This window comes from Streptomyces sp. NPDC020996, assembly GCF_040641355.1.
GTDB lineage: Bacteria > Actinomycetota > Actinomycetes > Streptomycetales > Streptomycetaceae > Streptomyces.
Window position 1 is genome coordinate 172,825 of the sequence record NZ_JBFADM010000003.1, and the last position, 21,186, is coordinate 194,010.

Here is a 21,186-nt window from a genome sequence, read left to right on the forward strand (position 1 = left end):
CGCCCGCCGTCCGCCACCCCCGTTCCCGAGGTACCCGCGTCATGACCCAGCCGCCGCCTCCGCCGCCCAACCAGCCCCCGCAGCAGGGCGGCTTCGGCCCGCCCCAGGACCAGCCGCAGCCCCCGCAGCCGCAGCCGCAGCCGCAGCAGCCGCAGCCGGGCTACGGCTACCCGCAGCAGCCCCAGCAGCCCCAGCAGCCCCAGCAGCCCCAGCAGCCCCAGCAGCCCCAGCAGCCACCCACCACCCCGACCCCGCAGGCGCCGCCGGGCTACGGCTACCCGGGCCAGCAGCCGAACCCGTACGGCCAGCAGCCAAATCCCTACGGCCAGCAGCCGAACCCGTACGGCCAGCAGCCCGGCTACGGCTATCCGCAGGCGACTGTGCCGATGTACCCGCAGGTGGGAGGGTCGGCCGGCGGGCGGAAGCCCAACCCGCAGGTGCTGATCATCGTCGCGGCCGTCGCAGCGATCGCGCTGATCATCGGCGGCGGCATCTGGTACTCGTCCGGCAAGGACGACGGCAAGAAGGACGACACCGCCAGCTCCAGCGGCGGCACCGGCGGCAAGGACGGGAAGGACGACAAGGGCGACACCGGGGGCACGGCCTCCGGCGGCGAGGAGAAGGTGCCGTCCGACCCGAGCGCCCAGGTCCTCTTCCAGATCCCGGCGCCCCAGGTCAAGGGCGACAGCAGCGTCGTCGTCTCCGGCTCGTGGCTCACCGGCAAGGCGTACGTCAAGAGCGGCGTCGCCGAGATCGACGGCTACGACCCGGCCAAGGGCACCAAGCTGTGGACGATCAAGCTGCCCGGCCCGGTGTGCCAGGCCAGCCCGCACACCACCGACACCGGCCTGACGGCGATCGTGTACGAGCCGGCGATGCCCACCAAGGCGGAGCCGTCGCACGGCTGCAGCCAGGTCGCGGCGCTCGACCTGAACGCGGGCAAAAAGCTGTGGACCAAGACGGTCAAGTCCGGTGACCGCCTGATCAGCCTGGACAACGTCACGGTCAGCGCGGAGACGGTCGCGGTGGGCAGCACCAGCGGCGGTGCGGCGTTCAACATCTCCGACGGCAAGACGCTGTGGGCCCCGAAGGCGACCGACAGTTGCTACGACGCCGGGTACGGCGGCGGGCCGAAGCTGGTCGCGGTGCGCAAGTGCGGCTCGTACGACCAGCGGCAGCTGCACATCCAGACCATCGACCCGAAGTCCGGGAAGGTGATCTCGGAGTACAAGATGACCGACGGCATCGAGTACGCCGCCGTCGTGTCGACCGACCCGCTGGTCGTGGCCGCCGACGTCGGCGACAGCGCGGGCGACGGCAGCGGCATCTCCGACTTCTTCTCCATCGACAACAAGACCGGCGAGCTGCGCACCCGGATCTCGGCGCCGGGCGACCAGTACGCGGCCCGCTGCGACGGCATAACGAAGATCGAGTACTGCACCGGACTCGCCGTCGGCGCCGACCGGCTCTACGTGCCCACCGAGGAGGCCGACACCTCCGGGACGTACGGGCGGGCCAACGAGATCGTCGCCTTCGACCTGTCAACCGGCAGGATGACCGGCGGGCGGGCCGACTCCGGCGACGGCTACACCATCACCCCGCTGCGCATGGACGGCAGCAACCTGATCGCGTACAAGCGGCCGCCGTACGACAAGGGCGGCCAGATCGTCAGCATCGACGGGGACTCCCTCAAGCAGACCAAGCTCCTGGAGAACCCGGCGACGGAGTCGGTGCGGGACGCGGAGACCAGCATGTCCCCGGACTACTCCGAGATCATCTACTCGCAGGGCCGCCTGTACTTGTCCGCGATCTACGCGGACAAGCCGTCGAGTGCGGAGGACAAGGAGTACCTGGCGCTCGCCTTCGGCACCGGCGGCTGACCCGTCGGCCCAGCCCGTCGCACGCCCCGGCGGCCCCGCCCCCGTTCAGGGAATCCCTGTTCGAGGGGACGGGGCCGTCGCGCTTACCGCCCAGGACCCGTGAAAACCCGGAGAACGAGAAATTCCGCTGATCCGGGGCACTTCTCGCCGGTAGGGGGAGCGCAACGTCGAACAAGCGTGTAGCTTCCGGGGGCATGAGAAGCGGGGGGAGCCGGGAGGGGGCTTCTGTCCGTGCGGACCAGTGGTCCGGTGGGCATCCATAGTGGGGCGTCGGTGGGAACCACTGGGGGGACTGGGGGGTTTGCTCGATGGGTGTGCGGCTGATGGTGGTCGACGACCACCGACTGCTCGCCGAGGCGCTGGCCTCGGCGCTGAAGCTGCGGGGACACCGGGTGCTCGCCGCGGCGGCGCCCGCCGCGGGCGCGGCGGAACTGGTGATCAGCCGTGCGCCGGAGGTGTGCCTGCTGGGCACGGCGACTCCGGCGGAACCGGGCGTCTTCGACCCGGTGGTGAAGATCAAGCGGGAGCGGCCGCAGGTCGCCGTCCTGGTGCTGGGCCCGGTACCCAGCCCGCGCGGCATCGCGGCGGCCTTCGCCGCGGGCGCCTCCGGCTACGTACGGCACGACGAGCGCATCGAGGGTGTCGAGCGGGCGATCATGAAGGCCAGGGCGGGTGAGGCGGCGGTGGCCCCGCAGTTGCTCCAGGGCGCCTTCAGCGAGCTGCTGAACCCGGCGGCACAGCCCGACGACGAGGGCCAGCGCCTGCTGCAGATGCTCACCCCGAGGGAGGTCGAGGTCCTGGTCAGGGTCGCCGACGGGGAGGACACCCGGCTGATCGCGGCCGGTATGGGCATCGCCCCGTCTACCGCCCGCACCCACGTCCAGCGCGTCCTGATGAAACTGGGCGTCGGCTCCCGCCTGGAAGCGGCGGCCCTGGCGGCCCGGACCGGGCTGCTGGACAGGGCGGGCCCGCTCCCTCGCGAACCGCGCCCGTCGGACTCCTGACAGCGGGGAACCGTCCCGGCCGTCGCCGCGCGGTTCGCGGCACACCGACGGGGCCGCCGCCGGGCGCTTGAAGGGGACTCCGGCCCAGCCACCGTCCCGGGCGCGGTGGGACCGGCAGCCCTGAGCAGGACGCCCCCGAGCGGACCCCGCCCCGCCGCCGCGCCCCGCCCCGCCGCCGCGCCCCGCCCCGCCCCGCCCCGCCGCCGCGCCCCGCCCCGCCGTCGTCAGCTCGCCGGTGCGTCCGGCTCGTCCCGCGGCCCCGGCGCGGTCTCGGTTTCCGGGGTCGGCGGGGTCGGCGGGGGCGTCGGGCGCAGCTTCAGCCAGGCCAGGAAGAAGATGCCCAGCAGCAGCATCCCCAGCCCGGTCCACAGGTTGATGTTGACGCCCTGCGCCTTGTCGATCTCGGCGGCGGAGTCCGTCAGGCCGGTGATCGTGACGATGACGCCGTAGAGCACGAAGAGGCCGCCGATGATGCGGCGGAGGTCGAAGATGCGGGCCGCGGTGGCGGACTTGGCCTCCAGGTCGGAGACCTCCCGCTGGACGTCCTTCTCGGAGTAACCGGAGTAACCGGAGTAACCGGGCTGACCGGGCTGACCGGACTGATCGGATGGTCCGGAGTGTTCGTTCATGGTCTCAGACTCCCTTGTCGGCAGGCCCGCGTCAGATCGAGAACGGGATGTAGCAGGCGGCGGCGAGGATCACGGCGCTCCAGCCCAGCAGGGCCGGCCTGCGGTACCAGGCGTCGTCGCCGGCGGCGGGCGGCTCGGCCATGCCGGGGGACCGGGTGCCGTAGACCAGGCCCTGCAGCTCCTCCTGCGGCTTCGGCTCGGTGAACAGGGACACGGCGACCATGACCACCGCGCCGGCGACGAAGCCCGCGATCGCCGAGACGAAGTTGGCGCCCTGGTCGGTGGGGATGCTGATGACGTCCTGCTTGTACAGGACGAAGTAGTTGACCATCGCGGCCGTCGTGCCGGCCAGCAGGCCCCAGAAGCCGGACTTCATGGACGCGCGCTTCCAGAACATGCCGACGACGAAGACGACGAACATCGGCACGTTGAAGAAGGAGAACAGCGTCTGCAGGTAGCTCATGATGTTCGAGAACGACGACGCCAGGAACGCCGTCCCGATCGAGGCCAGCACACCGATCGCGGTGATGAGCCGGCCGAACTTCACGTAGTAGCCGTCCTCGCGGCCCCGGACGACGTACCGCCCCCAGATGTCGTTGGTGAACACCGTGTTGAAGGACGACACGTTGGCCGCCATGCCCGCCATGAAGGCGGCGACGAGGCCGGTCACCGCGATGCCGAGCACACCGTTGGGCAGCAGTTCCTTCATCAGGTACGGGATCGCGTGGTTGTACTGGTAGTCCGAGCCGGAGGTGCCGATGCCGGGCAGCAGCACGGCGGCGACCAGGCCCGGGATCATGACCAGGAACACGATGAAGATCTTGGGGAACGCGGCGATCAGCGGGGTGCGCTGGGCCGCGGAGAGGTTCTTCGCGGACAGGGCGCGCTGCACCTCGGCGAAGTTGGTCGTCCAGTAACCGAAGGAGAGCACGAAGCCGAGGCCGAGCACGATGGTCAGCCAGTTGGCGCCCAGCGGGTTGGAGCTGCCGATGCCGGTGCCGCCCCAGGCGGTGACGAAATCCTCGCCGTGGCTCGCCGTGAGCTTGTCCGTCAGGCCGCCCCAGCCGCCGACCTTCCTCAGGCCCAGCACGACGATCGGGATGAGCGCGGCGAGGATGACGAAGAACTGCAGCACCTCGTTGTAGATCGCGGACGACAGGCCGCCGAGGGTGATGTACGCCAGCACGAAGAAGCCGGCGACCACGATCGCCACCCACTGCGGCCAGCCGAGCAGGGCCTCCACGATGATCGCCAGTGAGTACAGGTTCACGCCGGCGATCAGCACGGCGGCGAAGGCGAACAGGGCCGAACTCAGCAGGTGCGCCCACTTGTCGAAGCGCAGCAGCAGGAACTCGGGGACCGAGCGCACCTTGGAGCCGTAGTAGAAGGGCATCATCACCAGGCCGAGGAAGACCATGGCCGGGATGGCGCCGATCCAGTACCAGTGCACGGTGTAGGCGCCGTACTGCGCGCTGTTGGCGGCCATGCCGAGGATCTCGGTGGCGCCGAGGTTGGCGGAGACGAAGGCCAGACCGGTGATCCAGGCGGGCAGTGAGCGGCCGGAGAGGAAGAAGTCGAGGCTCGTCCTCACCGACTGGCGTGCGGCGAAGCCGATGCCCAGGACGACGGCGAAGTAGATGCCGAGGATCGTGTAGTCGAGTGCGTTCGTCGGGAGTCGTAGCACCGCGGCCAGGTCGGTGGCCGCATGTGTGGGGGTTTGCATAAGAACTCGCTTCGTTGCGCGAACTGATCCGGTGCGGAACCTACGCCTCTGTGTTCACTGTCTGAACATTTCCGTTGGTGCCCTTTGTTTGATTGTGATGTTGACGCCGCTGGTGCATTGTGTTTCGATGTGTTCGTTTCTGTTTGAAGATTGAGTGGAGTCGCAGTGAAGAAGACCTCGACCCGGCTGGCCGACGGTCGGGAGCTCGTCTACTACGACCTGCGCGACGACACCGTGCGGGACGCGGTCGACCGGCGCCCGCTGGAGCGGACCGTCACGACCTCCGAGATCCGCCGCGACCCGCTGCTCGGCGACTCGGTCGCCGTCGCTTCCCACCGCCAGGGCCGCACCTACCACCCGCCCGCCGACGAGTGCCCGCTGTGCCCGTCGCACGGCGAGCGCCTCAGCGAGATCCCGGACTCGTCGTACGACGTCGTGGTCTTCGAGAACCGTTTCCCGTCGCTGGCCGGCGACTCCGGCCGCTGCGAGGTCGTCTGCTTCACGTCCGACCACGACGCGTCCTTCGCCGACCTGACCGAACAGCAGGCGGCGCTGGTCCTCGACGCCTGGACCGACCGGACGTCGGAACTGTCCCATCTGCCCTCCGTCCGACAGGTCTTCTGCTTCGAGAACCGGGGTGCCGAGATCGGCGTGACGCTGGGTCACCCGCACGGGCAGATCTACGCCTACCCGTTCGTCACCCCGCGCACCTCGCTGATGCTGGGCCAGGTGGCCGCGCACAAGGAGGCGACCGTCGGGGAGAACCTGTTCGACGTCATCCTGGAGCGTGAACTCGCCGGTGAGCGGGTCGTCCTCGAGGGTGAACACTGGGTGGCCTTCGTGCCGTACGCGGCGCACTGGCCGTACGAGGTCCACCTCTACCCGCGGCGCCGGGTGCCCGACCTGCTCGCCCTCGACGAGGCGGCGCGCACAGAGTTCCCCAAGGTCTACCTGGAACTCTTGAGGCGCTTCGACCGGATCTTCGGCGAGGGTGAGCCTCCGACGCCGTACATCGCCGCCTGGCACCAGGCGCCGTTCGGCACGCTGGACGAGTTCGACGGGGTGAGCAGGGACGACTTCGCGCTGCACCTCGAGCTTTTCACCATCCGCCGTACGTCCGGCAAGCTGAAGTTCCTCGCGGGTTCCGAGTCCGGCATGAGCGTGTTCATCAACGACGTGCCGCCGGAGCGCGCGGCCGAGCGACTGCGGGAGGTAGCGAGTTCATGAGCGGCAAGTACCTGGTCACGGGCGGTGCGGGGTACGTGGGCAGCGTGGTCGCCCAGCATCTGCTGGAGGCGGGCCACGAGGTCGTCGTCCTCGACAACCTCTCGACCGGCTTCCGCGAGGGCGTGCCGGCCGGCGCCGGCTTCGTCGAGGGCGACATCCGGGACGCCGCCAAGTGGCTGGACGCATCCTTCGACGCGGTCCTGCACTTCGCCGCCTTCTCCCAGGTCGGCGAGTCGGTGGCGAAGCCCGAGAAGTACTGGGCCAACAACGTCGGCGGCACCATGGCGCTGCTGGCCGCCATGCGCGAGGCGGACGTGCGCACGCTCGTCTTCTCCTCCACGGCGGCCACCTACGGCGAGCCGGCGGAGGTCCCGATCGTCGAGTCGGCGCCCACCTCGCCGACCAACCCCTACGGCGCCACCAAGCTCGCCGTCGACCACATGATCACCGGTGAGGCGGCGGCCCACGGCCTGGGCGCGGTGTCACTGCGCTACTTCAACGTCGCGGGCGCCTACGGGCAGTACGGCGAGCGGCACGACCCCGAGTCGCACCTCATCCCGCTGGTGCTGCAGGTCGCGCAGGGCAGGCGCGAGGCGATCTCCGTCTACGGCGACGACTACCCCACCCCGGACGGCACCTGCGTCCGCGACTACATCCACGTCGCCGACCTGGCGGACGCCCACCTGCTGGCGCTGAAGGCCGCCACCCCCGGCGAGCACCTCATCTGCAACCTCGGCAACGGCAACGGCTTCTCCGTCCGCGAGGTCGTCGAGACCGTCCGCCAGGTCACCGGCCACCCGATCCCGGAGGTCGTGGCCCCGCGCCGCGGCGGCGACCCGGCGGTCCTGGTGGCCTCGGCGCGGACCGCCCGCGAGAAACTGGGCTGGAACCCGTCCCGCGCGGACCTCGCGGGGATCATCGCGGACGCGTGGGAGTTCGCGCAGCACATCGCAAGGGAGCAGTAGTGGGGGCACAGCAGCAGGTCGCCGACGCGTTCGCGGCGCTGTACGGGACGGCGCCCGAGGGCATCTGGTCGGCGCCGGGCCGGGTCAACCTGATCGGTGAGCACACCGACTACAACGACGGCTTCGTGATGCCCTTCGCGCTGCCGCACACCGCCGTCGCGGCGGCCTCCCGCCGCACGGACGGCGTCCTGCGCCTGCACTCGGCGGACGTCGAGGGCGGCGTCACCGAACTGCGGCCGGACGACCTCGTGCCGGGCACCGACCGCGCCTGGACCGCGTACCCGGCAGGCGTCGTCTGGGCCCTGCGGGAGGCCGGCCACCCGGTGACCGGCGCCGACATCCACCTCGCCTCATCCGTCCCGGTCGGCGCGGGCCTGTCGTCGTCGGCGGCCCTGGAGGTCGTCGTCGCACTCGCCCTGAACGACCTGTACGGGCTCGGCCTGCAGCGCTGGCAGCTGGCCCGCCTGTGCCAGCGCGCCGAGAACGTCTACGTCGGCGCCCCCACCGGGATCATGGACCAGACGGCGTCGGCGTGCTGCGAGGAGGGCCGCGCGCTGTTCCTCGACACCCGCGACCTCTCCCAGCGGCAGATCCCCTTCGACCTGGCGGCCGAGGGGATGCGCCTGCTGGTGGTCGACACCCGGGTCAAGCACTCCCACAGCGAGGGCGAGTACGGCAAGCGCCGCGCGGGCTGCGAGAAGGGCGCCGCGCTGCTGGGCGTCGACGCCCTGCGGGACGTGCCGTACGCCGGGCTCGATGCGGCGCTGGCCCGCATCGACGACGAGGAGGTCCGCCGCCTGGTCCGCCACGTCGTCACCGAGGACGAGCGCGTCGAGCGGGTGGTGTCGCTGCTGAAGTCCGGCGACACCCGCGCGATCGGCCCGGTGCTCGTCGAGGGCCACGCCTCGCTGCGCGACGACTTCCGCATCTCCTGCCCGGAACTGGACCTCGCCGTGGACTCCGCCCTGGCCGCCGGCGCGCTGGGCGCCCGGATGACCGGCGGCGGCTTCGGCGGCTCGGCGATCGTGCTGGCGGAGGCCGCTGACGTGGAGACGATCACCAAGGCGGTCGAGGAGGCCTTCGCCGCCGCGTCCTTCACCGCGCCCCGGGTCTTCGAGGCGGTGCCCGCGGCCGGGGCGCGCAGGCTCGGCTGAGCCCGGCCGGGGCGCACCGGCTCGGTTACGCCCGGCTGGGGCGCACCGGCTCAGCCGAGCCGCTTGGTCAGGGTGTACTCCGTGATCCCCGGCGGATAGCCGGGGATCACGCACACCACCTCGTAACCCTGCTTGCGGTAGAAGCCGGGCGCCTGGAAGTCCCAGGTCTCCAGGCGCGCGGACCGGCATCCGCGCTCCCGCGCGGCGACGCGCTCCGCCTCGGCCAGCAGCCGCCCGCCGAGCCCCGCGCCCCGGTGCCGCTCGTCCACCCACAGGTACGTCACGTGCAGCCAGCTCGCCCAGGTGTGCCCCACCAGCCCTCCGGCCAGGTCCCCCGCCTCGTCCGACGCCCACACGTGCAGGGGACGTTCACGCTCGTCCGGGCTTCCGCGCAGGGCCCGCAACACCGGAGAGGCCGCGGTGTTGGCGTCCCGCAACCGCACCCGCAGAAGATCACGCCGGGCCTTGTCGACTTCTGTCTCGAGACGGAACATGCGGCTCACCATAAACGCGCCGGACGGCCAGTTCTGCAAATAACCTTCCGCTCCCGGCCCCCGTCCGTACCCTGATGGACAGCGCCGGTGGGGGCCGGCGCCGCTCAGGGGGGCGAGAAAGCCGGGTACGACACCCGAAGTGGGGGTAGCAGTCTCCGCATGGCGGCGGCCGTGCGGAGCCATCGCGCTTCGGGCGGCGTACCCGCGCCCGTGCCGTCTCCCGACGATGGGGAATCCCCTGCTCCACGGGAGCCTGGGGAAGGGGGTTACGTGGTTCGCATCCGAGTCCTGGTCGTCGACGACCACCGCATCTTCGCCGAGTCGCTCGCCGCCGCACTGGCCGCCGAGCCCGACGTCGACGTCTCCGCCGCCGGCAGCGGCCCCGCCGCGCTGCGCTGCCTGGAGCGGGCGGCCGCCGACGGCCGCCGCTTCGACGTGCTGCTCGTCGACGCCGACCTGGGAGGCGGCGTGCCGGGCGTCCGGCCCGCCGTGCCTGTGCAGGAGGTGGGCGAGGACGGACACGTCGACGGGCTCTCGCTGGTCGCGGGGGTGCGCACCGCGCAGCCGGGCATCCGGATCGTCGTCCTCGCCGAGAAGGACGATCCCCGGCGGGCCGCCCTCGCCCTGCAGGCCGGCGCCTCCGGCTGGGTGGCCAAGGACTGCTCCCTCTCCCGGCTGCTGACCGTCATCCGGGGCGTACTGCGCGACGAGACCCACCTCCCGCCCGCCCTGCTCACCGGCGTCCTGCGGGAACTGACGGCCGCGCGCAAACACCGCACCGAGAGCGAACGGCTGGTGGAATCCCTCACCCCGCGGGAGCGGGAGGTGCTGCGCTGCATGGTCGCGGGGCTCGGCCGCAAGGCCGTCGCCGAGCGGCTGTTCCTCTCCCCGCACACGGTCCGCACCCACATGCAGAACGTCCTCGGCAAACTGGGCGTCCACTCCACCCTCGCCGCGGTCGCGCTCGCCCGCCGCGCCGGCGTCGGCCCGGCCGACCTGGGGCAGGCCCTAACCGGGGATGTTGTCGAACGGGGCGGTCAGCTGGCGTAGCAGGGCCGCCAGTTCACCGCGCTGGGCACGGGACAGCTCGGCGAGGATCGAGCGCTCCTGCTCCAGCAGGCCAGCCAGCGCCTGGTCCGCGCGGTCCCGGCCCTCGGCGGTCAGCCGGACCAGCACGCCCCGGCGGTCGCTCGGGTCCGGCAGCCGCTCCACCAGGCCCTTCTTGGCCAGCCGGTCGATGCGGTTGGTCATCGTGCCCGAGGTGACCAGGGTCTGCGTCAGCAACTGGCCGGGGGAGAGCTGGTAGGGCGCCCCCGCGCGCCTGAGCGCCGTGAGCACGTCGAACTCCCAGGGCTCCAGACTGTGCTCGGCGAACGCCAGCCGGCGCGCCCGGTCCAGGTGCCGGGCCAGCCTGCTCACCCGGCTGAGCACCTCGAGCGGTTCCACGTCGAGGTCCGGGCGCTCCCGGCGCCATGCTGCGACCAGCCGATCGACCTCGTCCTCCATGACGATCAGTGTAGTGGTTGTGTCGATGTGAAGTCTCTTGATGTCGAGCTTCTTGACATCGAGGTAATTTGGGGGCGAGGCTGGAGGTCCGTCCGGTACGCCGAGGAGGCCGACCATGCCCGCCGCCCCCGTCTGGGACCCCGACCGGTACCTGCGCCACGCCGGCCACCGCGCCCGCCCCTTCGCCGACCTCCTCGCCCGCGTCCCCGGCCTGCCCGCGCCACCGCCCGCGGAGCCGTACGCCGGGCCGCCCCGCATTGCCGACCTCGGCTGCGGCCCCGGCAACGTCACCGCCCTGCTCGCCGCGCGCTGGCCCGCCGCCCGCATCACCGGCTACGACAACTCGCCCGAGATGCTCGACCGGGCCCGCGCCGAGCACGCCGGCCCCACCGCGGGCGGCGGCCGCCTCGACTTCGTCCACGCCGACGTGGCGACGTGGACACCGGCCGAACCGCACGACCTGATCATCAGCAACGCCACCCTGCAGTGGGTACCGGGCCACGCCGAGCGGTTCGCGGAGTGGATCTCCGGGCTGCGGCCCGGCGGCACCCTCGCCTTCCAGGTCCCCGGCAACTTCGACGCCCCCAGCCACCGCCTGATGCGCGAACTCGCCCGCTCACCCCGTTTCGCCGACCGCCTCGCCGGCACCCTGCGCCACGCCGACGCCGTCCTCACCCCCCGGGCCTACCTGGAACGCCTCACCGGCCTCGGCTGCACCGCCGACGTGTGGGAGACCACGTACCTCCATCTGCTCACCGGCGACGACCCCGTACTGGACTGGGTGCAGGGGACGGGACTGCGGCCGGTCCTGACCGCGCTGGCCGACCACCCGCGGGACCGGCAGGCGTTCCTCGACGAGTACCGGGCCGCCCTGCGCGCCGCCTACCCGGCCACCGCCCACGGCACCCCCTTCCCCTTCCGCCGCGTCTTCGCCGTCGCCCACAAGGAGGCCTGATGCTCACCGCCGTCGACCACGTCCAGCTCGCCGCCCCGCCCGGCTCGGAGGACCGGCTGCGCGCGTACTACGCCGGTGTCCTCGGGATGACGGAGATCCCCAAGCCGCCCGTCCTGGCTGCCCGCGGAGGCTGCTGGTTCCAGGCGGGGCGGGTGCGGCTCCATTTCGGCGTCGAGGAGGACTTCCGGCCCGCAAGGAAGGCGCACCCGGGGCTGCGGGTGACCGGCATCGAGACCTACGCCGCCCGGCTGAAGGCCGGGGGAGCCCCGGTGCGGTGGGACGAGGACCTGCCCGGACACCGGCGCTTCTACTCCGAGGACCCCGTCGGCAACCGGCTGGAGTTCCTGGAGCCGGAGCGCTGACCGGGGTTTGCCCGTGGCTGCACCGGTTACCCGCCGTGCTGACAGCACTGTCGGATGCGACGGGGAGTGATGAAACGTGGCGAAGGAACAGAAGGCGAAGGCAAAGGCCGAACAGGCCAAGGGCAAGGCCAAGGAAGCCGTGGGCCGCGCCACCGGCGACGACGCCCTGACCGCCGAGGGCAAGGGCGGTCAGTCGAAGGGCGACGCCCGCCAGGCGAAGGAGAAGGCGAAGGACGTCTTCAAGCACTGAGCGGCCCGCACGCGCGTACGCGCGGCGGACCCCGCAACCCGACCCACGAACGCGGCTGACCCCGCAACCCAACGACCCCGTAACACAACCCACGAACCGAGCGCACGCACTGGGCGGCACCCGCGCAGTGCGTGCGCGCACGCCCGCGCACATGCGCACGCCCGCGCACATGCGCACGCCCGCGCACATGCGCGCGTACCGGTGACGCCGGGGACGGGCGGGGCTCGTACCAGTGACGCCGGGGACGGGCAGGGCTCAGGGTCAGCTCTTGCGGTGCCCGATCAGCCGAGGCTTCGGCTCCAGCCCGTCCAGCCCGTGCCAGGCCAGATTCACCAGGTGGGCGGCGACCTCCGCCTTCTTCGGGCGGCGCACGTCCAGCCACCACTGGCCGGTCAGCGCGACCATGCCCACCAGCGCCTGCGCGTACAGCGGGGCCAGCTTGGGGTCGAAGCCGCGGCTCTTGAACTCGCGGCCCAGGATGTCCTCCACCTGGGTGGCGATGTCGGAGATCAGCGACGCGAACGACCCCGTCGACTGCGGGATCGGCGAGTCCCGCACCAGGATGCGGAAACCGTCCGTGTACTCCTCGATGTAGTCCAGCAGCGCGAACGCCGCCTGCTCGCACAGCTCGCGGGGGTGCCCGGCGGTCAGCGAACTGGTCACCATGTCCAGCAGCCGCCGCATCTCGCGGTCCACCACCACCGCGTACAGCCCCTCCTTGCCGCCGAAGTGCTCGTACACCACCGGCTTGGACACCCCGGCCTTCGCCGCGATCTCCTCCACCGACGTGCCCTCGAAGCCCTTCGCGGCGAAGAGGGTGCGACCGATCTCCAGCAGCTGCTGGCGGCGCTCCGCACCGGTCATGCGGGTGCGGCGCACTCGGCGCTGCTTGTCCTGGCTCGGGGTACTGCTGGAGTCGGTCGCCACGGCGTCAATCATGCCGCCTCGGCGGCTTCCTCCCGCTGCCGGGAGCCGCCTTCGCCGCCGTTACGGCGGGAATCGATACGCGAGCGTGACGGCCAGCGCACGTCGTAGGCCCAGCCGAGCGCCTCGAAGATGCGGATGAAACGCGCCGAGGAGTCCACCTGGCCGCGCATCACCCCGTGGCGGGCCGACGTCGGGTCGGCGTGGTGCAGGTTGTGCCACGACTCGCCGCACGACAGCACCGCCAGCCACCACACGTTGCCCGAACGGTCGCGCGACTTGAACGGACGCTTGCCCACCGCATGGCAGATCGAGTTGATCGACCAGGTCACGTGGTGCAGCAGAGCCACCCGGACGAGGGACCCCCAGAAGAACGCCGTGAACGCGCCCCACCAGGACATCGTCACCAGACCGCCGATCAGCGGCGGCAGCAGCAGCGACACCGCCGTCCACAGGACGAACTGACGGGAGATCGCCCGGATCGTCCGGTCCTTGATCAGATCCGGCGCGTACTTGTCCTGCGGCGTCTGCTCCTCGTCGAACATCCAGCCGATGTGAGCCCACCACAGACCCTTGATCAGCGCCGGGATCGTCTCCCCGAAACGCCACGGCGAGTGCGGATCACCCTCGGCGTCCGAGAACCTGTGGTGTCTGCGGTGGTCGGCCACCCAGCGCACCAGCGGCCCCTCGACGGCCAGCGAACCCATGATCGCCAGCGCGATCCGCAGCGGCCGCCTGGCCTTGAAGGAACCGTGCGTGAAGTAGCGGTGGAACCCGATCGTGATGCCGTGGCAGCCCAGGAAGTAGAAGAAGACCAGCAGGCCGAGGTCCAGCCAGCTCACCCCCCAGCCCCAGGCCAGCGGCACCGCGGCCACCAGCGCGAGGAACGGGACGGTGATGAAGAGCAGCAGCGTGATCTGCTCGATCGAGCGCTTCTGCTCGCCACCCAGGGTGCCCAGGCTGGCGGACGGCGGCGGAGCGGTACCGGTCGCCTTCTGCGAGTCTTCGATCACGTCGGAGCTTGAGGTCATGCGCGTCCCCTGTGGGGTCGTGGAATAAGGCAGATGCCGGATCGCGGCAACCGCGCCGTGCTTCCTACGGTTCCGTAACCTACGGCATCGTAAGTATGGCAGTGGCCCGCCGGGCGGCAAGAGCCCGACAGTCTGCGCGTCCGCGCGGACACCTATCCTTGGAGTCGGTCGGACAGCGCGGTCCGCTCTGTTTTCTTCCCCGATGTCCGGGCCGTAAGCGGCGGCGCCGCACCGGTCCGGCGGCCGGGTTCCCCTCCAGACGAGCTTCAACACTGCAAGGAGCCGCACCTGTGAGCAGTGCCGACGACCAGACCCCGACGACCAGCAGCGAGCTGCGCGCCGACATCCGGCGGCTCGGCGACCTCCTCGGCGAGACCCTCGTGAGGCAGGAGGGCCCCGAACTGCTGGAACTCGTCGAGAACGTCCGCCGCCTCACCCGTGAGGACGGCGAGGCCGCCGCCGAACTGCTGCGTGGCATCGAACTGGAGACCGCGGCCAAGCTGGTCCGCGCCTTCTCCACCTACTTCCACCTCGCCAACGTCACCGAGCAGGTCCACCGCGGCCGCGAGCTGCGCGCCAGGCGGGCCGCCGAGGGCGGGCTGCTCGCCCGCACCGCCGACCGCCTCAAGGACGCCGACCCCGAGCACCTGCGCCAGACGGTCAGACACCTCAACGTCCGCCCGGTGTTCACCGCCCACCCCACCGAGGCCGCCCGCCGGTCGGTCCTCAACAAGCTCCGGCGCATCGCCGCGCTCCTGGAGACCCCCGTCATCGAGGCCGACCGCCGCCGCCACGACACCCGGCTGGCCGAGAACATCGACCTCGTCTGGCAGACCGACGAACTGCGCGTGGTCCGCCCCGAGCCCGCCGACGAGGCCCGCAACGCCATCTACTACCTCGACGAACTCCACGCCGGCGCCGTCGGCGACGTCCTCGAGGACCTGACCGCCGAACTGGAACGCGTCGGCGTCAAGCTCCCGGACGACACCCGCCCCCTCACCTTCGGCACCTGGATCGGCGGCGACCGCGACGGCAACCCCAACGTGACCCCCCAGGTCACCTGGGACGTCCTCATCCTCCAGCACGAACACGGCATCAACGACGCCCTGGAGATGATCGACGAACTGCGCAGCTTCCTCTCCAACTCCATCCGCTACACCGGCGCCACCGACGAACTGCTCTCCTCCCTCCAGGACGACCTCGACCGGCTGCCCGAGATCAGCCCCCGCTACAAGCGCCTGAACGCCGAGGAGCCCTACCGGCTCAAGGCCACCTGCATCCGGCAGAAGCTGGAGAACACCAAGCAGCGCCTGGCCAAGGGCACCCCGCACGAGCCCGGCCGCGACTACCTCGGCACCGGCCAACTGCTGCAGGACCTCACCGTCGTGCAGAACTCCCTGCGCGCCCACCGCGGCGACCTCTTCGCCGCCGGCCGCCTCAACCGCACCATCCGCACCCTCGCCGCCTTCGGCCTGCAGCTCGCCACCATGGACGTGCGCGAGCACGCCGACGCCCACCACCACGCCCTCGGCCAGCTCTTCGACCGGCTCGGCGAAGAGTCCTGGCGCTACGCCGACATGCCCCGCGAATACCGGGCCAAGCTCCTCGCCAAGGAACTGCGCTCCCGCCGGCCCCTCGCCCCCACCCCGGCACCCGTCGACGCGGCCGGCGAGAAGACCCTCGGCGTCTTCCAGACCGTCAGGCGGGCCCTGGAGGTCTTCGGACCCGAGGTCATCGAGTCGTACATCATCTCCATGTGCCAGGGCGCCGACGACGTCTTCGCGGCCACCGTGCTCGCCCGCGAGGCCGGCCTGATCGACCTGCACGCCGGCTGGGCGAAGATCGGCATCGTCCCGCTGCTGGAGACCACCGACGAGCTGAAGGCCGCCGACACCATCCTGGAGGACATGCTCTCCGACCCCTCCTACCGGCGCCTGGTCGCGCTGCGCGGGGACGTCCAGGAGGTCATGCTCGGCTACTCCGACTCCTCCAAGTTCGGCGGCATCACCACCAGCCAGTGGGAGATCCACCGCGCCCAGCGCCGCCTGCGCGACGTCGCCCACCGCTACGGCGTCCGCCTGCGCCTCTTCCACGGCCGCGGCGGCACCGTCGGCCGCGGCGGCGGCCCCTCCCACGACGCCATCCTCGCCCAGCCCTGGGGCACCCTCGAGGGCGAGATCAAGGTGACCGAGCAGGGCGAGGTCATCTCCGACAAGTACCTCATCCCGTCGCTGGCCCGGGAGAACCTGGAACTGACGGTCGCCGCCACCCTCCAGGCCTCCGCCCTGCACACCGCCCCCCGCCAGTCCGACGAGGCCCTCGCCCGCTGGGACGCCGCCATGGACGTCGTCTCCGACGCCGCCCACGCCGCCTACCGCGCCCTCGTCGAGGACCCGGACCTGCCGACGTACTTCCTCGCGTCGACGCCCGTGGACCAGCTCGCCGACCTGCACCTGGGCTCCCGGCCCTCCCGCCGCCCCGGCTCCGGTGTCTCGCTCGACGGACTGCGCGCCATCCCGTGGGTCTTCGGCTGGACCCAGTCCCGCCAGATCGTCCCCGGCTGGTTCGGCGTCGGCTCCGGCCTGAAGGCGCTGCGCGAGGCAGGCCTCGACACCGTCCTCGACGAGATGCACGAACGCTGGCACTTCTTCCGCAACTTCATCTCCAACGTCGAGATGACCCTCGCCAAGACCGACCTGCGCATCGCCGCGCACTACGTCGAGACCCTCGTCCCCGAGGAACTCAGGCACGTCTTCGACACCATCCGCGCCGAGCACGAACTGACCGTCGCCGAGGTGCTGAAGGTGACCGGCGAACGGGAACTGCTGGACGCCACCCCGGTGCTCAAGCAGACCTTCGCCATCCGCGACGCCTACCTGGACCCCATCTCCTACCTCCAGGTGACCCTCCTGAAGCGTCAGCGCGACGCCGCGGCCGCGGGCGAACAGCCCGACCCGCTGCTGTCCCGCGCGCTGCTGCTGACGGTCAACGGCGTCGCCGCGGGCCTGCGCAACACCGGCTGACCCCCGCCCGCACACACAAGGGTGCCCCCGCGCTCGTACGGATCGTACGGAGCACGGGGGCACCCCCGTGTACGGACTCAGATCCGGCGCCGGCGGAACACCAGGAAGCCGCCCGCGGCCAGCAGCACGGCCGACAGGCCGGCCAGCAGGCCGACCGGGACGCCGTTGCCGGTCTCGGCGAGATCCCCGGAAGCGCCCCCGGCCGCCGACGGCGACGACGAGGCGGACGGGGCCGCCGGCTCACTCGCGGAGCCCGACGGGCCCGGGGACGCGGAGGACCCGGCCGACTCCGACGCCGACGCCGAAGCCGACGCCGAGGCGGACGAAGACGCGGACGCGGACGCGGAATCGGAAGCGGAAGCCGACGGCGTCGAGCCGCCGCCCTGGGAGTCCTCGCAGTCCGCCCAGAACACCTTCTGCTTCGCGGCGCCCTTCTCCCCCTCGAAGTTCCAGAACAGCTTGTAGTGCCCGTCCGGCAGCGACATGTCGTCCGTACGGCCGTGCCCCTCGCCGTCCAGCGTGATGGCGCCGGACTTCACGGTCTCGCCCTTGGCCCCGGCCGACGGCGCCCAGGCGTCGATGTGCCAGTCGACCTCCTGGACACCGTCGAAACCGAAGGCGTCCAGGTAGAAGGAACAGACGTGCGGTTCGTTGCGGGGAAGTTCCTCGCCGGTCTTCGCGTCGTGGATCTTCACGGTTCCGTTGTCGCCCGGAACGGCGGCGTGGGCGACGGCCGGCGAGCACAGCAACGCGGCCGCAGCGACGGCGGACAGGGCGCCGGCGCGAGAGAGGGTACGCATGAGACAGGTCCATCTTCGAGTGACTGAACGGGAAGATGTGGAGGGGGCGGCTCAGCATCCGGCCGCGACTCGCACCGGGTCAAGCACGAACCGGCAACACTCGCAGCGCCCCTCCGCGGACCCGCGCGGCGCCCGGTGCATCACATCGTCGCGAAAGCCGCCGTCAGCAGCGCCAGCCCCGACCCCGCCAGCACCCACGCCAGCCGCGTCCGGCGCAGCCCCCCGGCCACCACCACCGACGCCAGCAGCAGCGCCCCGGCGAACGGCACCCACGCGTACAGCACCCCCGCCGTCCCGGACCGCACCACCTCGTCCCCGCCGGGCTTGATCACCACCGTGTACCGCCCGCCCTTGCGCACCGCCACCGTCCTGTCGATGACCACCCGGCCGCGCGCCTGCGACCCCGCGGACAGCGGCGTGTACGGACCCGTGCACGTGTCCGCCCCGCACCGGGTCACCACGACCGTCCCGCGCTCCCGCCCCTTGGTGAGCATCACGTACTGGGCGCTCCCCCACGACGCCCACACGCCCGCGACCAGGATCAGTACGGCGATCGACCCCATGACCGCGAACCGCCCGAACCGGACGACGGCGAACGAGGCCTGACGAGAAGTGGTGGCTGTGGCCGGCATGGCCGGGATCATTGGCCATACCCCCACGCCCGGTCAACTCGGCCCGGGCGCGAAAGCCGCACATCAGGAGTTGTAGGTGCTCTGCGCCCGCTCCAGACCGTCGATCACCAGACACTCCACCGCATCCGCCGCCCGGTCCACGAAGTAGTCCAGCTCCTTGCGCTCCGCCGACGAGAAGTCCTTCAGCACGAAGTCCGCGACCTGCATCCGCCCCGGCGGCCGGCCGATCCCGAACCGCACCCGGTGATAGTCCGCACCCATCGCCTTGGTCATCGACTTCAGCCCGTTGTGCCCGTTGTCACCACCGCCCAGCTTGAGACGGAGCGTGCCGTAGTCGATGTCCAGCTCGTCATGAACCGCGACGACATTGGCGACCGGCACCTTGTAGAAATCACGCAGCGCGTTGACCGGACCGCCCGACAGGTTCATGAACGACATCGGCTTCGCCAGGACCACCCGACGGCTGCCCGGCCCCGGCGGCCCGATCCGCCCCTCCACCACCTGCGCCTGCGCCTTGCCGGCCCGCTTGAACTTCCCCCCGATCCGCTCGGCCAGCAGATCGGCCACCATGAACCCGACGTTGTGCCGGTTCATCGCGTACTCCGGTCCCGGATTGCCCAGCCCCACGACGAGCCAGGGGGCATTGGCGGGCGTGCTCACGTCCATGTCTCCTTGGATACGCGCCAGCCGCTGCCCCCGGCGGGAACAGCGGCTGACGAAACGATGCGGGGCGACGATCAGGCCTCGGCGGAAGCCTCTTCGCCGGCCTCCTCGCCCTCACCGGCCTCCTCGGCCTGCGCGGCGAGCACCTGAAGGACGACGGCGTCCTCGTCCACGGCCAGCTTCACGCCTGACGGCAGGGTGATGTCCTTGGCCAGCACCGAGGCGCCGGCCTCCAGACCCTCCACCGACACCGTGACCGACTCGGGGATGTGCGTCGCCTCGGCCTCGACCGGCAGCGCGTTCAGCACGTGCTCCAGCAGGTTGCCGCCCGGAGCCAGCTCGCCCTCGGTGTGCACCGGGATCTCCACCGTGACCTTCTCGCCACGCTTGACCAGCAGCAGGTCGACGTGCTCCAGGAAGCCCTTCAGCGGGTCACGCTGCACCGACTTCGGGATCGCCAGCTCGGTCGACTTGCCGTCGATGTCGAGGGAGATCAGCACGTTCGGCGTACGCAGCGCCAGCAGCAGGTCGTGACCCGGAAGCGTCAGGTGCACCGGCTCCGAACCGTGCCCGTACAGCACACCCGGAACCTTCTTGTCACGGCGGATACGGCGCGCGGCACCCTTGCCGAACTCGGTGCGCGTCTCGACGGCGAGCTTCACCTCGGACATGTCATCACTCCTCGTAGAAAACGGAACGGACGTGGTCACCCGGCCACGAACGGCCTGCTACGAAGAGCGCGTCGATAACGGACCACCGCACCCAAAGAGTGCGGCCTCCCTCGCCGAGCAACTGCAGCAGTCTACTCGGCCGGGGAGGCCGCCGAAAAATCGATCATGCAGGCGCTACGGCAGCACTCGCCGCCCGCTCAACGCCCACTCACCGCTCGCTCACTGCTCGTCGAACAGGCTCGTCACCGAACCGTCCTCGAACACCTCACGCACCGCCGACGCGATGGTCGGCGCGATCGACAGCACCGTGATCTTGTCCAGCTCCCGGTTCAGCTCACTCGGCGTCGGCAGCGTGTTCGTGAACACGAACTCACTCACCCGCGAGTTCTTCAACCGGTCGCTCGCCGGGCCCGACAGCACACCATGCGTCGCCGTCACGATGACATCCTCCGCACCATGCGCGAACAACGCGTCCGCCGCCGCACAGATCGTGCCACCCGTGTCGATCATGTCGTCGACCAGCACACAGACCCGGCCCTTGACCTCACCCACGACCTCGTGGACGGTCACCTGGTTCGCCACGTCCTTGTCGCGCCGCTTGTGCACGATCGCCAGCGGCGCACCCAGCCGGTCGCACCAGCGGTCCGCCACCCGCACCCGGCCGGCGTCCGGCGACACCACCGTCAGCTTGTTCTTGTCGACCTTCGCCCCCACGTAGTCCGCGAGCAGCGGCAGCGCGAAGAGGTGATCGACCGGACCGTCGAAGAACCCCTGGATCTGGTCCGTGTGCAGATCCACCGTCAGGATGCGATCAGCACCCGCCGTCTTCATCAGATCCGCGATCAGCCGCGCCGAGATCGGCTCACGGCCCCGGTGCTTCTTGTCCTGCCGCGCGTAACCGTAGAACGGCACGATCACCGTGATCGAACGCGCCGACGCACGCTTCAGCGCGTCGATCATGATCAGCTGCTCCATGATCCACTTGTTGATCGGAGCCGTGTGGCTCTGGATCAGGAAGCAGTCCGCACCACGCGCCGACTCCTGGTAGCGGACGTAGATCTCGCCGTTCGCGAAGTCGAAGGCCTTCGTCGGGACGACCCCGACCCCCAACTGCTGGGCGACCTCCTCGGCAAGCTCGGGGTGGGCGCGGCCGGAGAAGAACATCAACTTCTTCTCGCCGGTCGTCTTGATCCCGGTCACAGCACTGTCTCCTCAGAGGTGTCAGCCGGCTGACGACGCCGCGCCGCTGGGCACGACGGGCCGTCTCAGCTGGTGGGGGTGCGGGTTGCACTT

Annotated in this window: 21 protein-coding genes; 10 read left to right on the forward strand and 11 right to left on the reverse strand. The window is 71.0% G+C overall.

Annotation, left to right across the window (positions count from 1 at the left end):
* Positions 1-41 precede the first annotated feature (41 nt).
* Both AB0G63_RS03640 and AB0G63_RS03645 read left to right on the forward strand, forming a co-directional pair.
* Positions 42-1,880 (forward strand): PQQ-binding-like beta-propeller repeat protein, encoded by a 1,839-nt coding sequence (locus AB0G63_RS03640; RefSeq protein ID WP_360743644.1) that lies wholly within the window; start codon positions 42-44, stop codon positions 1,878-1,880.
* 308 nt (positions 1,881-2,188) lie between these two features.
* A complete protein-coding gene (locus AB0G63_RS03645) occupies positions 2,189-2,884 on the forward strand; it encodes a LuxR C-terminal-related transcriptional regulator (RefSeq protein ID WP_360743647.1) in 696 nt (231 codons plus the stop codon).
* 224 nt (positions 2,885-3,108) lie between these two features.
* Here the strand turns inward: AB0G63_RS03645 and AB0G63_RS03650 are convergent, their stop codons facing one another.
* Both AB0G63_RS03650 and AB0G63_RS03655 read right to left on the reverse strand, forming a co-directional pair.
* Entirely contained in the window at positions 3,109-3,513 is a 405-nt protein-coding gene (locus tag AB0G63_RS03650) for a hypothetical protein (RefSeq protein ID WP_360743650.1), read from the reverse strand.
* A gap of 31 nt (positions 3,514-3,544) precedes the next feature.
* Complete coding sequence (locus tag AB0G63_RS03655; RefSeq protein ID WP_360743652.1) at positions 3,545-5,236, reverse strand: sodium:solute symporter family protein; 1,692 nt, start codon at positions 5,234-5,236, stop codon at positions 3,545-3,547.
* A 165-nt stretch (positions 5,237-5,401) separates the two neighbouring features.
* Here AB0G63_RS03655 and galT point away from each other — a divergent pair, with 165 nt between their 5' ends.
* Genes galT through galK form a run of 3 tightly spaced genes read left to right on the forward strand, consistent with a single transcriptional unit; the run spans position 5,402 to position 8,582 of the window.
* Entirely contained in the window at positions 5,402-6,463 is a 1,062-nt protein-coding gene (galT, locus tag AB0G63_RS03660; protein WP_360743655.1) for a galactose-1-phosphate uridylyltransferase, read from the forward strand.
* Positions 6,460-7,428 carry a UDP-glucose 4-epimerase GalE gene (galE, locus tag AB0G63_RS03665; protein WP_360743658.1) on the forward strand — a complete coding sequence of 323 codons (969 nt, stop codon included), beginning with the start codon at positions 6,460-6,462 and terminating at the stop codon, positions 7,426-7,428. The genes galT and galE overlap by 4 nt, the downstream gene beginning before the upstream one ends.
* Entirely contained in the window at positions 7,428-8,582 is a 1,155-nt protein-coding gene (galK, locus tag AB0G63_RS03670) for a galactokinase (RefSeq protein ID WP_360743661.1), read from the forward strand. The genes galE and galK overlap by 1 nt, the downstream gene beginning before the upstream one ends.
* Before the next feature lie 50 nt (positions 8,583-8,632).
* Here galK and AB0G63_RS03675 read toward each other — a convergent pair whose 3' ends face one another.
* On the reverse strand, positions 8,633-9,088 hold the full coding sequence (locus AB0G63_RS03675; RefSeq protein WP_360743664.1) for an N-acetyltransferase: 456 nt from the start codon (positions 9,086-9,088) through the stop codon (positions 8,633-8,635).
* Between the two features lie 258 nt (positions 9,089-9,346).
* Here AB0G63_RS03675 and AB0G63_RS03680 point away from each other — a divergent pair, with 258 nt between their 5' ends.
* Positions 9,347-10,126: a response regulator transcription factor gene (locus AB0G63_RS03680; protein ID WP_360743667.1), complete on the forward strand. Its 780-nt coding sequence runs from the start codon at positions 9,347-9,349 to the stop codon at positions 10,124-10,126.
* Here the strand turns inward: AB0G63_RS03680 and tamR are convergent.
* Complete coding sequence (gene tamR / locus AB0G63_RS03685; protein WP_360743873.1) at positions 10,085-10,582, reverse strand: MarR family transcriptional regulator TamR; 498 nt, start codon at positions 10,580-10,582, stop codon at positions 10,085-10,087. The two genes, AB0G63_RS03680 and tamR, sit on opposite strands and share 42 nt — an antisense overlap.
* A gap of 115 nt (positions 10,583-10,697) precedes the next feature.
* On the opposite strand from tamR, the gene AB0G63_RS03690 reads away from it, so the two are divergent.
* The 3 genes from AB0G63_RS03690 to AB0G63_RS03700 all read left to right on the forward strand — a co-directional run bounded on the left by AB0G63_RS03690 (position 10,698) and on the right by AB0G63_RS03700 (position 12,149).
* On the forward strand, positions 10,698-11,537 hold the full coding sequence (locus AB0G63_RS03690; RefSeq protein ID WP_360743670.1) for a trans-aconitate 2-methyltransferase: 840 nt from the start codon (positions 10,698-10,700) through the stop codon (positions 11,535-11,537).
* Entirely contained in the window at positions 11,537-11,899 is a 363-nt protein-coding gene (locus AB0G63_RS03695) for a VOC family protein (protein ID WP_360743673.1), read from the forward strand. Before AB0G63_RS03690 ends, AB0G63_RS03695 begins: the two co-directional genes overlap by 1 nt.
* A gap of 76 nt (positions 11,900-11,975) precedes the next feature.
* Positions 11,976-12,149: a CsbD family protein gene (locus tag AB0G63_RS03700; RefSeq protein WP_324783204.1), complete on the forward strand. Its 174-nt coding sequence runs from the start codon at positions 11,976-11,978 to the stop codon at positions 12,147-12,149.
* Positions 12,150-12,410: 261 nt separating this feature from the next.
* Here the strand turns inward: AB0G63_RS03700 and AB0G63_RS03705 are convergent, their stop codons facing one another.
* Both AB0G63_RS03705 and AB0G63_RS03710 read right to left on the reverse strand, forming a co-directional pair.
* Positions 12,411-13,088 carry a TetR/AcrR family transcriptional regulator gene (locus AB0G63_RS03705; RefSeq protein WP_324783203.1) on the reverse strand — a complete coding sequence of 226 codons (678 nt, stop codon included), beginning with the start codon at positions 13,086-13,088 and terminating at the stop codon, positions 12,411-12,413.
* Positions 13,085-14,104 (reverse strand): acyl-CoA desaturase, encoded by a 1,020-nt coding sequence (locus tag AB0G63_RS03710; RefSeq protein ID WP_360743678.1) that lies wholly within the window; start codon positions 14,102-14,104, stop codon positions 13,085-13,087. The genes AB0G63_RS03705 and AB0G63_RS03710 overlap by 4 nt, the downstream gene beginning before the upstream one ends.
* Before the next feature lie 290 nt (positions 14,105-14,394).
* On the opposite strand from AB0G63_RS03710, the gene ppc reads away from it, so the two are divergent.
* Positions 14,395-17,127: a phosphoenolpyruvate carboxylase gene (gene ppc, locus AB0G63_RS03715; protein WP_360743681.1), complete on the forward strand. Its 2,733-nt coding sequence runs from the start codon at positions 14,395-14,397 to the stop codon at positions 17,125-17,127.
* Between the two features lie 77 nt (positions 17,128-17,204).
* Here the strand turns inward: ppc and AB0G63_RS03720 are convergent, their stop codons facing one another.
* The 5 genes from AB0G63_RS03720 to AB0G63_RS03740 all read right to left on the reverse strand — a co-directional run bounded on the left by AB0G63_RS03720 (position 17,205) and on the right by AB0G63_RS03740 (position 21,093).
* Positions 17,205-17,927, reverse strand: coding sequence for an LPXTG cell wall anchor domain-containing protein (locus AB0G63_RS03720; protein ID WP_360743684.1), 723 nt, complete (start codon positions 17,925-17,927; stop codon positions 17,205-17,207).
* A 140-nt stretch (positions 17,928-18,067) separates the two neighbouring features.
* Positions 18,068-18,559, reverse strand: a complete 492-nt coding sequence (locus AB0G63_RS03725; protein WP_360743687.1) for a hypothetical protein — start codon at positions 18,557-18,559, stop codon at positions 18,068-18,070.
* A gap of 63 nt (positions 18,560-18,622) precedes the next feature.
* The gene (pth, locus tag AB0G63_RS03730; protein ID WP_360743690.1) at positions 18,623-19,225 is read right to left on the reverse strand and encodes an aminoacyl-tRNA hydrolase; all 603 of its coding nucleotides are present in this window, start codon (positions 19,223-19,225) and stop codon (positions 18,623-18,625) included.
* A gap of 71 nt (positions 19,226-19,296) precedes the next feature.
* Positions 19,297-19,893: a 50S ribosomal protein L25/general stress protein Ctc gene (locus AB0G63_RS03735; protein ID WP_360743693.1), complete on the reverse strand. Its 597-nt coding sequence runs from the start codon at positions 19,891-19,893 to the stop codon at positions 19,297-19,299.
* A gap of 219 nt (positions 19,894-20,112) precedes the next feature.
* On the reverse strand, positions 20,113-21,093 hold the full coding sequence (locus tag AB0G63_RS03740) for a ribose-phosphate diphosphokinase (protein WP_360743696.1): 981 nt from the start codon (positions 21,091-21,093) through the stop codon (positions 20,113-20,115).
* Between the last annotated feature and the right edge of the window lie 93 nt (positions 21,094-21,186).

What these genes read in the sequence shown, in the direction of transcription:
- AB0G63_RS03640 (WP_360743644.1), top strand. Translation starts at nt 42, where the DNA reads ATGACCCAGCCGCCGCCTCCGCCGCCCAACCAGCCCCCGCAGCAGGGC.
- AB0G63_RS03645 (WP_360743647.1), top strand. Translation starts at nt 2,189, where the DNA reads ATGGGTGTGCGGCTGATGGTGGTCGACGACCACCGACTGCTCGCCGAG.
- AB0G63_RS03650 (WP_360743650.1), bottom strand. Translation starts at nt 3,513, where the DNA reads ATGAACGAACACTCCGGACCATCCGATCAGTCCGGTCAGCCCGGTCAG.
- AB0G63_RS03655 (WP_360743652.1), bottom strand. Translation starts at nt 5,236, where the DNA reads ATGCAAACCCCCACACATGCGGCCACCGACCTGGCCGCGGTGCTACGA.
- galE (WP_360743658.1), top strand. Translation starts at nt 6,460, where the DNA reads ATGAGCGGCAAGTACCTGGTCACGGGCGGTGCGGGGTACGTGGGCAGC.
- AB0G63_RS03675 (WP_360743664.1), bottom strand. Translation starts at nt 9,088, where the DNA reads ATGGTGAGCCGCATGTTCCGTCTCGAGACAGAAGTCGACAAGGCCCGG.
- tamR (WP_360743873.1), bottom strand. Translation starts at nt 10,582, where the DNA reads ATGGAGGACGAGGTCGATCGGCTGGTCGCAGCATGGCGCCGGGAGCGC.
- AB0G63_RS03690 (WP_360743670.1), top strand. Translation starts at nt 10,698, where the DNA reads ATGCCCGCCGCCCCCGTCTGGGACCCCGACCGGTACCTGCGCCACGCC.
- AB0G63_RS03695 (WP_360743673.1), top strand. Translation starts at nt 11,537, where the DNA reads ATGCTCACCGCCGTCGACCACGTCCAGCTCGCCGCCCCGCCCGGCTCG.
- AB0G63_RS03705 (WP_324783203.1), bottom strand. Translation starts at nt 13,088, where the DNA reads ATGATTGACGCCGTGGCGACCGACTCCAGCAGTACCCCGAGCCAGGAC.
- AB0G63_RS03710 (WP_360743678.1), bottom strand. Translation starts at nt 14,104, where the DNA reads ATGACCTCAAGCTCCGACGTGATCGAAGACTCGCAGAAGGCGACCGGT.
- AB0G63_RS03720 (WP_360743684.1), bottom strand. Translation starts at nt 17,927, where the DNA reads ATGCGTACCCTCTCTCGCGCCGGCGCCCTGTCCGCCGTCGCTGCGGCC.
- AB0G63_RS03725 (WP_360743687.1), bottom strand. Translation starts at nt 18,559, where the DNA reads ATGCCGGCCACAGCCACCACTTCTCGTCAGGCCTCGTTCGCCGTCGTC.
- pth (WP_360743690.1), bottom strand. Translation starts at nt 19,225, where the DNA reads ATGGACGTGAGCACGCCCGCCAATGCCCCCTGGCTCGTCGTGGGGCTG.
- AB0G63_RS03735 (WP_360743693.1), bottom strand. Translation starts at nt 19,893, where the DNA reads ATGTCCGAGGTGAAGCTCGCCGTCGAGACGCGCACCGAGTTCGGCAAG.